The sequence below is a fragment of the Planomonospora alba genome, assembly GCF_039534085.1.
GTDB lineage: Bacteria > Actinomycetota > Actinomycetes > Streptosporangiales > Streptosporangiaceae > Planomonospora_B > Planomonospora_B alba.
Map to the genome: position 1 here is coordinate 59,668 of NZ_BAAAUT010000042.1, position 10,003 is coordinate 69,670.

Annotated in this window: 6 protein-coding genes; all 6 read left to right on the forward strand. The window is 73.6% G+C overall.

What is annotated here, in order from left to right; genetic code table 11:
- The first annotated feature begins 150 nt into the window (after positions 1–150).
- On the forward strand, positions 151–2,088 hold the full coding sequence (locus tag ABD823_RS23960; RefSeq protein ID WP_344863223.1) for a glycosyltransferase: 1,938 nt from the start codon (positions 151–153) through the stop codon (positions 2,086–2,088).
- 37 nt (positions 2,089–2,125) lie between these two features.
- Positions 2,126–3,793: a glycosyltransferase family 2 protein gene (locus ABD823_RS23965; protein WP_344863225.1), complete on the forward strand. Its 1,668-nt coding sequence runs from the start codon at positions 2,126–2,128 to the stop codon at positions 3,791–3,793.
- A 102-nt stretch (positions 3,794–3,895) separates the two neighbouring features.
- Complete coding sequence (locus tag ABD823_RS23970) at positions 3,896–4,894, forward strand: class I SAM-dependent methyltransferase (protein ID WP_344863227.1); 999 nt, start codon at positions 3,896–3,898, stop codon at positions 4,892–4,894.
- A 131-nt stretch (positions 4,895–5,025) separates the two neighbouring features.
- The gene (locus ABD823_RS23975) at positions 5,026–8,466 is read left to right on the forward strand and encodes a bifunctional glycosyltransferase/CDP-glycerol:glycerophosphate glycerophosphotransferase (RefSeq protein WP_344863229.1); all 3,441 of its coding nucleotides are present in this window, start codon (positions 5,026–5,028) and stop codon (positions 8,464–8,466) included.
- Between the two features lie 254 nt (positions 8,467–8,720).
- The gene (locus ABD823_RS23980; RefSeq protein ID WP_344863231.1) at positions 8,721–9,599 is read left to right on the forward strand and encodes a CDP-alcohol phosphatidyltransferase family protein; all 879 of its coding nucleotides are present in this window, start codon (positions 8,721–8,723) and stop codon (positions 9,597–9,599) included.
- A gap of 40 nt (positions 9,600–9,639) precedes the next feature.
- Positions 9,640–10,003: sulfotransferase (locus tag ABD823_RS23985; protein WP_344863233.1), on the forward strand; the 364-nt coding region annotated here is incomplete at its 3' end.

Here is a 10,003-nt window from a genome sequence, read left to right on the forward strand (position 1 = left end):
CCGGTCCCGGGCTCCCGCGCGGCACGCAAGAGTCGCCCAGCGGCGGGTGAAGGTGAGGTAAACGTCCGTGGGCCGCCGCAACGGCCACGTTTGGATTTCGGTTGTCGAGTCGGCGTGTCCTGGGCCGCCAGATGATTCCCGGAAGGCGTCATGAGAGTTCGTTCGAACATGGTCGACACCGTCCTCGGCGGCCATATCGGTTTCGAAGGGTGTCCCGAGCCCCCCACAGACCTGTGCGGGCGCGCGGACGCGAGCTGGGTGGATCTCGACGCGGTGCCGACCGATCGACCGCTGACCGGGACGGCGGTGCGGCGGTTCCTCCTGCTGGCCAGGACACCGGCGGATCTGCGGCGGGTGGTTCCCCTGGGGGCCCTTCTCCCCGAGGTCCGGGGGATCACCGTGGTGATCACGGAATCACCGGCCTGGCGGTCGGCTCCGGTGCCCGCCCTCGACAACGGGCGCTACTGGGGGAAGCTGCGCAACCTGCAGGTGTGCCGTGAGCCGGACGGGTCGTGGCGGATCGAGGCGGATTTCGCCGGGCAGGTGCCGGCCGGCGGGGTGCTCCGGACGCTGTCGAGAGGCATGACCGGCCCTTCCCGAGGAGGGCCGCATGCGCCGGTGGTCTCCCTGGCGGGCGTCGGGTCCTCCCACTGGAGGCCGGGGGACCCCAACGTGACGCCGGCACCCGTGACAGGCCCGGTCCCGTGCAGGAACAACGCTCCGGGAGGCGATCTCGTCCTGCGGACGGTGACGGCGGAGACACCTCCCTGGCAGGGGGACGGGTCCCGGTTGATCGAGCGGCCGGAGGTCTCCGGCGGTACCGTGCGGCCTGATGCCGCGCAGCCGGGGACCGCCGGAACCGGCGTCCCGTTCTCACCCGACGTCATCCCACCGGTCGATGAGGCCGTGGTCTGCCCGATCGGATTCGTGGCGGCGGCGGACGGACCCGTCGGCGGGTTCCGCGAGGCCCACGGGGCGTACGAGATAACCCGGGAGGACAGGGCCGTCACGCGGATCCCGCTCTCCGGCGCCCTCACCGAAATGGACATCATCCGGGTGCGCGGGCTCCCGGGAGTGGCGGTGGAGCTCGACGGGGGCTGGCGGGCGCCGGTCGGCGTCGCGCGGGTGGTCTGCGGCCTGGCCGCCGCGGGTGTGCCGGTCATCGCCCGGCCCGGGCCGTGGTGGAGCCGGGTCCTCGGTACGGAACTGGCCGCGCTGCTGAACGGGTTCGACCCGGAGGACCTGGCCGACCCGCTGCTGCGCGAGTCGTTCAGCGTCCGGCTGCGCCGGGCGGCGCTGCGCACGCACGGTGTGGCGGGGCGGTGGCGGAGTCTCGCGGAGGCCGGCGGGTTCAGGCCGCCGGACCCGCCGACGGTCTCGGTCCTGCTGTGCACGCGGCGGCCGGACATGGTCGGGTTCGCGCTGAGCCAGGTGGGGCGGCAACGGGGAGTGCCGGTGGAACTGATCCTGGCACTTCACGGCCTGTCGGCGAACCGGCCGGAGGTGGCCGCCGCGGTGGCCGCCTATCCGGGAGCGATCGAGGTGATCGAGGTGGATCCCCGGAAGGTCTTCGGAGACGTGCTCAACGAGGCCGCGCGGGCCTCGTCCGGTGACTACCTGGCGAAGATGGACGACGACGACTGGTACGGCCCCGACCACCTGTCGGACCTCATGCTCGCCCGGCGTTATTCCAACGCCGACCTCGTGGGATGCGCGGCGGAGTTCTACCACCTGGAGACCATCGACACGACCGTCCGGCGCAGGGCGGTCACGGAGGTCTACGCCAACCACGTCGCCGGCAGCTCCATCCTCGTCTCGCGGGAGGCCTTCACCGGTGTGGGAGGGTTCCGGCCGATCCCCCGGGCCGTGGACACCCAGCTGCTGGAGTCGGTGACCGCGGCCGGAGGGCGGATCTACCGGGCCCACGGCCTGAACTACATGGTCCGCCGGGGAAGCATCGCAGGCCACACCTGGAAAGAGCCGATCAATACGTTCCTGAGGTCGTACCGCCAGCAATGGCGAGGACTGTACGCGAATCCGTTGATGGAGATGGATGTCCCTTCTCCGGCGAGGAAGGCTGCGCTGTGAAGAAAAGCTGCCACGGGGGAAAGGCACGGTGAGGCGCATGGGATCTCCGGTTCTCGGCGGTGCGGAGATGGTCCAGCCGCGGATCCGCTGCAACGACTACGGGACCCTGCCCGTGCCGGAGCCGGGAGAGTGGCTCCCCCGCAAATCGGTCAGCGTCGTCATCCCGGCGTACCGGTGCGATGAGACGCTGCCGCTCGCACTGGCGAGCCTGGCCGGCCAGAGCTACCCGAGCCACCTGCTCGAGGTCGTCGTGGTCGACACCGGGGGGGCGGTACGGCTGAGCGGTCCCGGGCCGGTACCGGAGCGGACCCGGGTCGTCCGCGTCCAGGACGGCGGGGAAGGGGTGAACGCGCGGCAGCGCGGCGCGGCGGTGGCCGAGGGCGACGTCGTGCACTGGCTCGACGCCGACGTGGTGCTGGACCGGGAGCACATCGAGACCCAGATGCGGTGGCACCATCTGGCCGGCTACCTCGTGGTCCTCGGGCAGGTGCGGTTCCACGAGCGGCGGGCGGGGGTCTTCACGGCGTCGGAGGTGGAGGCGGCCGTCGTCTCGGGCACGGCGGCGAAGCTCTTCGGAGAGGACGAGGGGGTGCCGCACCAGGTCATGGAGATGTGGGAGAGGACCGGTGACCTCCGCCAGGCCGGCTCCGACGCGTTCACCGGATACGTCGGCACGGCCGCGTCCCTTCCGGCGGACCTCTTCCGGTCGGTGGGCGGCCTGGACGTGTCGCTGCCGCTCGGCCACGATGCGGAGTTCGCCTTCCGCCTGGCGCAGGCGGGAGCGGTCTTCGTGGCGGACAGGCGGTCCGTCTGCCACCACCTCGGCGGCTCGGCCGCGATGCGGCGGAGAAGAGAGAGCAGGCGCCACACCATGCCCTACATCACCGAGCGGATCCCGCACTACCGGTCGTTGCGGAACCACCCGAACCGCCAGTACCTGGTGCCCAACGTGGAGGCCGTGGTCGATGCCTCCGGCCGCTCCGCGGAGAGCGTCCAGGCCACGGTCAACGGCCTCCTGGCCGGCCGCATGTCCGATGTCTCCGTCACGCTCGTCGGCCCGTGGGGCCTGCTCGCCGGGGAGCAGCGCTTCCCGCTGGACGATCCGTCCGCGGATCTCCGCCTCATCAGGGAGAGCTTCCGGGGAGAGGCCAGGGTCAGGTTCGCGGAGAGGCCGGCGGAGACGGCGTTCCCGGTTCCTTTCAGGTTCACGTGCCCGGCCGGGTGGGTCCCCCGGCCGGACGCCCTGGAACGGCTCCTGAAGTTCGCCGACGACAATGCCCTGGGCCTGGTCTCCCTGGTGCTGGAGGAGGGCGAGGAGATGGTGGCCGCCCGGCTGGAGCGCACCGCCGCGGTCCGCCGCGCGCTGCTGCTCGCCGCTCCTGGGGAGGAGATCGGGGACGTGATGCACCAGGTCTCCGGCACGGTGTGGGAGGACGGCCTGTCATGGGGCCTGCGTCCCATGGGGGCGACGGACGACGAGCCGGCCGTCGACCCGGAGATAGAGCGGTGGAAGCGGAAGGTCCGCTACTGGAGGCGGCAGGCCAGGCTCCTGCGCAGGCAGCTCGACCGGACGCCCCGGGGGCGCATCCGCGGGATGGTCGCGGAGGGCCTGCGACTCGTGCGGAGCCGCAGGCAGGCACCGGGTCCGGACCCGCAGACCGCCGACCGGGCGATCCGGGGCGGTCGCAGGAAGATCGAGCGGTAGGTGGGCGGGCGTTCGGAGGTCCGTCCCGGGAGGGTGTCCGGCGGACCCGGATCGACCGGCGCAGAGAGTCTGCGGCCGCGGAGAGGACGTTCGGGGGCTTCCATGGGGACCAGGCTGCTGAGGCAGAGAGGTCGCATCGCCGTCGCGGGCGGCGCGCTGGCGTGTTCCGCGATGACCGCGGCGTACGGGCTCGGCGCCGTCGACCAGCGGCTGTTCACGTGCTCGATGGTGGCCTTCGCCGTGCTGGCGTTCGCCCGCACCGAGTCCGGGCTGCGGAGATACGGCCGGGACATGGCACGGATGAAGCGGATGAGCACCAGGATCGATCGCATCGAGGGGCGGCTCCGCGCGGCGGAGAAGCAGGCGGGGAAGCGGCACGCCGAACAGGCCAGGGCCATGGCCGAGTCGCGTGCCCGGATGAAGCGCGACCTCGCGCTCCTGGACGGCAGATGCCGCTCCCTGGAGCGCGCCGTCCGTGACACCTACGCCCAGACCGAGGCGTTCGTCGACCTGCGCGCCTTCATCCGCCCCCGGGCACCTCTCCCGCCGCTCGTCGGCTGGGCGGCGCCGGCCGACGCGCTGCGCCCGATGATCGAATGGATCCTCCGGGTCAAGCCGAAGACGATCGTGGAATGCGGCAGCGGATCGTCCAGCGTATGGCTGGGCTACATCGCCGAGCAGACGGGTTCCACCGTGGTCGCCCTCGAACACGACCCGCAGTACGCGGAGGAGAGCCGCGCCCTCGTCCGCGCACACGGCCTCTCCTCCGTCGTGGACGTACGGCTGGCGCCCCTGGAGCAGTGGGAGAGCGGCGGCGAGAGCTGGCGGTGGTACTCCCGCGAGGCCCTCGCGGACCTGGTGGAGGTCGGGCTCCTCTTCGTCGACGGACCGCCCGGCGCCACCGGGCCCACCGCGCGCTATCCCGCCCTGCCTCTGCTCCTGCCCTACTGCGCCGAGCAGGTGGCGGTCTTCCTCGACGACGCCGGGAGGACGGACGAGACGGCCGTGAGCGATCGCTGGGCTGAGGAGTTCCCGCAGTTCACGCGGTCGAAGTACCAGGGCCACCGAGGGCTGGACGCCTTCGTCAGAAACCGTGCGTGAACCTTCGGGCGGACGGGACCGGCCGTGACGACCGGAGTCTGCGGGCCGGCGAGCGGGCCGGATCCCGAGGGGGAGGACCGGCGGGTGATCCGGCCGGGGACCGCTGGTGGGGATTCAAGGGGGGACAGGGCATGCCTCTGCTCAGTGTCATCGTGCCGGCCTACAAGGTGGAGCCTTACCTGCGGGCGTGCCTGGAGTCGCTGGCGGCGCAGACGTGGCGGGACCTGGAGGTCGTGGTGGTCGACGACGGCTCCCCCGACGCCGGTGCCGGGATCGCCGAGGAGTACCGGGAGCGCGATCCCCGGTTCCGGCTTCTGCGCCAGGACAACGCCGGTCTCGGCGCCGCGCGCAACGCGGGGTTGCGGGAGGCCTCGGGGGAGTTCGTGGCCTTCCTCGACGGCGACGACCTGCTGCCGCTGCACGCGCTGGAGACCATGGCGGGCAGCCTGCTGGAGACCGGCTCCGACCTGGTGTCGGGGAACGTCAGGCGGTTCGGCGGGCGGAGGATGCGGCAGTCCCCGATGCACCGGGTGGTCTGCGCCCGGCCCGTCCGGCGGGGCCACATCACCTCCCACGACGCCCTGTTGCGGGACCGGCTGGTCACCAACAAGCTCTGGCGGCGCTCCTTCTGGGACGAGCACGGGCTCGGCTTCCCCGAGGGCGTGCTCTACGAGGACATCGCGGTCGCGCTGCCGGCGCACTTCCTGGCCAAGGCGGTGGACGTGCTGACAGAAGACGTCTACCTGTGGCGGGAGCGCGAGGGCGAGCAGCAGTCGATCACCCAGGACCGGGCCCGGGTCAAGGGGGCGGAGGACCGGTTCACCGCGGTGCGGGCGGTGCGGGACTTCCTGCTGGCCGGGGAGTTCGCCGAGTACGTGCCCGCCTGGGACCGCACCGCCCTCGACAGCGACCTGGCGCTCTTCCTCAGGGCCCTGCCCCAGGGCGACGACGCCTTCCGGCTGCGGTTCATGGAGCTGGCGGCGGCCTACCTCGACGACGCCGGGCCGGCCGTCCTGGCCGCGCTCCCCGCGCCGCGCCGCGTGCTGTGGCACTTGGTACGGCGGGGCCGCCTGGACGACGTGCTGGCCGGGCTCGCCTGGGAGCGCACGGCCGAGCCGCGCGCGGTCCGCCGCGGCGGCCGCTACCACCTCCGGGTCCCGGTGGGCGGCCTGCCCGCCGAGGTGACCCGCCTGCGCGGCGAGCTGACCCTGGCGCAGCGGGTGGACGGGGTGCGCTGGGAGGACGGCCGCCTCGTCATCGAGGGGCGGGCCACCGTACGGTATCTCCGCCCGACGCAGCGGGTGCACCAGCAGATCTTCGCCTCGCTGGTGTGCTCCGGCGCCGGACGGCGGGTCCGCGTCCCGGTCGCCGCCGTGCAGGCGGCCCCGGTCGACTCTCCGCGCGACAGCAACCGGCAGCGGGACTGGGGCGGTTTCCGGATCACCGTCGAGCCGGGCCGGCTGTCCGCAGGGCCGGAGGCGTCGGCCTGGCACGTCGAGCTGCTGGTGCTCCACCGCGGCATGGTGCGGCGCGATCGGCTGCGGGTGGGCGGGCCGGACGACTTCCGGGAGAGCGCCTTCGAGGTGCCGCAGGGCATGCGGGTGATCGCCGGCCGGGCCGAGGACGACGGCTTCGTCCTGCGGGTGGAGCCGGAGCGTCTGCGGCTCACCGCGCGCGGGGTGGACGGCGGCCGGCTCCGGCTGGCCGGGCGCGCCCCCGCTCTGCCGGCCGGATCCGTCCTCGAACTGGTCCGCGAGCCCGGCGGGACGGTCCTGACCTACCCGGTCCGCACCGAGGGGGGCTCCTTCACCGCCGAGGTCGACCTGCGCGACGTGCTGCCCGAGCGGCCGCCCCGGCTCGACCCGGCCGGGCCGGAGGCCCTCGCCCTGGACACGGGGGTGCGGTGGCGGGCCCGGGTCACCGGCGGGGCGGCGGAGGAGCCGTGGCCCGTCCTCGACGCCCTCGGTGAGCACCGGCACGTGCGGGAGGGCCGCGAGATCGTCATCGGGCCGTCGGCGGCGGGGGACCTCGTGCTGCGCGTGCAGCCGCCGGCCGCCGCGGTGGAGCGCGCCGAGTGGTCCGCCGGTGCGCGGCTGCTGCTCGCCGGGGGCTTCGCCGACGTCGGGGAGGCGCCGGAGCGTCTCGTCGTGCGCTCAGCCGACCGCTGCGGCGAGTGGTCGTTCCCGGTCCGCTGCGACGGCACCCGCTTCGAGGCCGTCGTCACCCCCGCCGCGGCCCGGTCCCTGGCGGGCACGCTCCCGCTCCCCGAGGGCAGGTACGGCCTGGCCCTGCGGACCGCGGCACGCGACCTGCCGCTGGAGACGGACCGGGAGGTCGGCGGGCACGCCGCCGGGGGCCGGGAGTTCTCCTTCGAGACCGACGGCACCGGGCACGCGGTGCTCGTGGTGGGCGGCGACCTGACGGAGCACGAGCGCGGGGCGAAGAACCAGCGGGTGCTGCGGACCGCGCGCTACCCGGCGTGGCGCGGGGAGCCGCTGCGGCAGGCCGTGCTGTTCGACGCCTACGGGGGCAGGCGGTTCGCCGACGACCCGAAGGCCGTCTACGAGGAGCTGCTGCGGCGGGGGAGCGGCCTGGAGTTCCTCTGGGTGGTCCGCGACGGGCAGGTGGAGCTGCCACCGGGGGTGGTCCCCGTCCGCTGGGGCGGCGCCGACCACTACAAGGCGCTGGCCCGCTGCCGCTACGTCGTCGCCAACGTGCACCTGCCACCCTGGTTCGAGCGCCGGCCGGGGCAGACCGTCCTGCAGACCTGGCACGGGGCCGGGATGAAGCGCACCGGGTTCGACGCCGGAGGGGCGCAGGCGGCCGTCGGCCGGGAACTGCTGGCCGGGCAGGTCGCGCAGTGGGACTACCTCGTCTCGCCCGGCCCGTGGTGCACGCCCCTGCTGCGCGGCGCCTTCCGCTTCTCCGGCACGCTGCTGGAGACCGGCTGCCCGCGCAACGACGTCCTGGTGCGGCCGGGCCGCCGGGAGCTGGCGGAGCGGGTCAGGGAGCGGCTGGGCCTGCGCCGGGGGAGGAAGGTCGTGCTCTACCTCCCCGCGCGGCGCGAGGACCAGCCCGTGGGGAGGGGCCGCTACCGGCTCGACCTCCGGCTCGACCTGGCGCGGATGCGGGAGCGGCTCGGCCCCGACCACGTGCTGCTGGTCCGGCGGCATCCCGACGTCACGGGCCGGGTGCCCGGCGCGGGCGACGGCTTCGTCACCGACGTGTCCGCCTATCCCGACGTCCAGGAGCTGTACCTGGTGGCCGACGTCCTGGTCACCGACTACTCCTCCGCGGTGTTCGACTTCGCGGTGACCCGCCGGCCGATCCTCTTCCACACCTACGACCTGGAGCGTTACCGCGACCACCTGCGCGGCCTGTACTTCGACTTCGCCGACGCCCCGGGCCCGCTGCTGCGCGGCACCGACGAGGTGGTCGCCGCGCTGCGGGGGATCGACGCGGTCGCCGAGGAGTACGCGGCGCGCTACGACGCCTTCGTGGCGAGGCACTGCGGCCTCGCCGACGGCCGGGCCGCCGCCCGGGTGGTGGAGGCGGTCTTCGGTCGGCCCTGAGGAGCCCGTCCAGGGCGGTGCGACGTGACGGCGTCACCGGTTTCCGGTGGCGCCGTTCCGCGTTCCCGGCGTGCCGTCCCTCCCGCCGGGGAACGCGGCCCCGGAGAGGATGGACGGCCAGGCCCTCGGCGGTCTGTCGGCGGGGGAAAGCGGCCGGGGGCACTGGCCGATGTTGGTCAAGAAGTGGCATGGAGACGTTCCGGGGGTTACAGAGCGTCGATTCCGGTAACCGGGCGCTCGCCATGCTGGCATGCATGAAGGCCTACTCGTTGGACGACGTTCGCGCCACGTGCAAGCCGAAAGACTCCTGGTGGACGGTCTTCCTGGTCGATCCGGTGGCGTGCCGGCTGACGCTGCTCGTCGCCAACCGCACGGACATCACGCCGAACGGCCTCTCCCGGTTCTCCCTGGTGCTCGGCCTGGCGGCGGCGGTGGCCTTCGCGGCGGGACGGCTCGCGGCGGGGGCCGTGCTGTTCTACCTGAGCTTCATGGTCGACTGCATGGACGGCAAGATCGCCCGGCTCAAGGGCACGGGCACGCCGTTCGGCCTCTGGGCCGATTACCTGGGCGACCGCGTCCGGGTGGCCTGCTGCGCGGCCGGACTGGCCTCCGGGCAGTACGCGGTGACCGGTGACCTGGCCTACGTCCTGTTCGGTACGGGCGTCACGGTGCTCGACCTGTTCCGCTACGTGAACGCGCCGCAGATGAAGCGGGTGCGAGACGCGGTCCGGGAGAGGTGGGAGGCTCAGGGCTACGTCGCCACCCCGCAGGGCTTCGTCCCGGTGGCGCAGGCGTCCGGCGCGGCCGGCGCGGTGCCGGGAGGAGGCGCGGCGGCCGGGACACCGGCGGTCCGGCCGGTGCGGGGGCTGCTGGGACGCTACCGCCTGATCGGCCCGTTCCTCGCCCGCTACCGCGTGCGCACCCACCTGGTGAGCGGCATCGAGTTCCACGCCGCGGTGTTCGTGGTGGCGCCGCTCCTCGGCCCCCGGGCTCTGATGCCCGTCTCGGCCGCCGCGGGCGCGCTGCTCCTGCTGAACGAGTTCTACCTGATCTTCCGGCTCTGGCGCTTCGCCCGGACGCCGGTGCCCGCCGTACCGGTCCGGCAGCGGCAGCCGGAGCGCGTGCCCGCCTGACCGGCCCTTTCCTGAGCGATTTCCACGGGGGTTCGTTGTGATGCAGTCCGAGCGGCCGATCTTCGTCATCGGGTGCCCGCGCTCCGGGATGACGATGCTGCGGTTCATGCTGCGGGCCCATTCCCGCATCGCGGTGCCGCCGGAGACCCAGTTCATGATCGCCGCCTACCAGCGGCGACACCGGTTCGGCGACCTGGCCGACCCGGCCCGCCGCCGCGAGCTGGCCGAGTGGCTGATGAGCCGCCGGCGGAACCGCTTCGAGGAACTGGGGCTGGACGCCGCCGAGACGGTCGAGCGGGTCGTCGCAGCCCCGCCGACGCTGGGCTCGGCGCTGGGGAGCGTGATGTGTGCCTACGCGGCCCGGTTCGGCAAGCCGCGCTGGGGCGACAAGCGGCCGTCGTACT

What these genes read in the sequence shown, in the direction of transcription:
- ABD823_RS23970 (WP_344863227.1), top strand. Translation starts at nt 3,896, where the DNA reads ATGGGGACCAGGCTGCTGAGGCAGAGAGGTCGCATCGCCGTCGCGGGC.
- ABD823_RS23975 (WP_344863229.1), top strand. Translation starts at nt 5,026, where the DNA reads ATGCCTCTGCTCAGTGTCATCGTGCCGGCCTACAAGGTGGAGCCTTAC.
- ABD823_RS23960 (WP_344863223.1), top strand. Translation starts at nt 151, where the DNA reads ATGAGAGTTCGTTCGAACATGGTCGACACCGTCCTCGGCGGCCATATC.
- ABD823_RS23965 (WP_344863225.1), top strand. Translation starts at nt 2,126, where the DNA reads ATGGGATCTCCGGTTCTCGGCGGTGCGGAGATGGTCCAGCCGCGGATC.
- ABD823_RS23980 (WP_344863231.1), top strand. Translation starts at nt 8,721, where the DNA reads ATGAAGGCCTACTCGTTGGACGACGTTCGCGCCACGTGCAAGCCGAAA.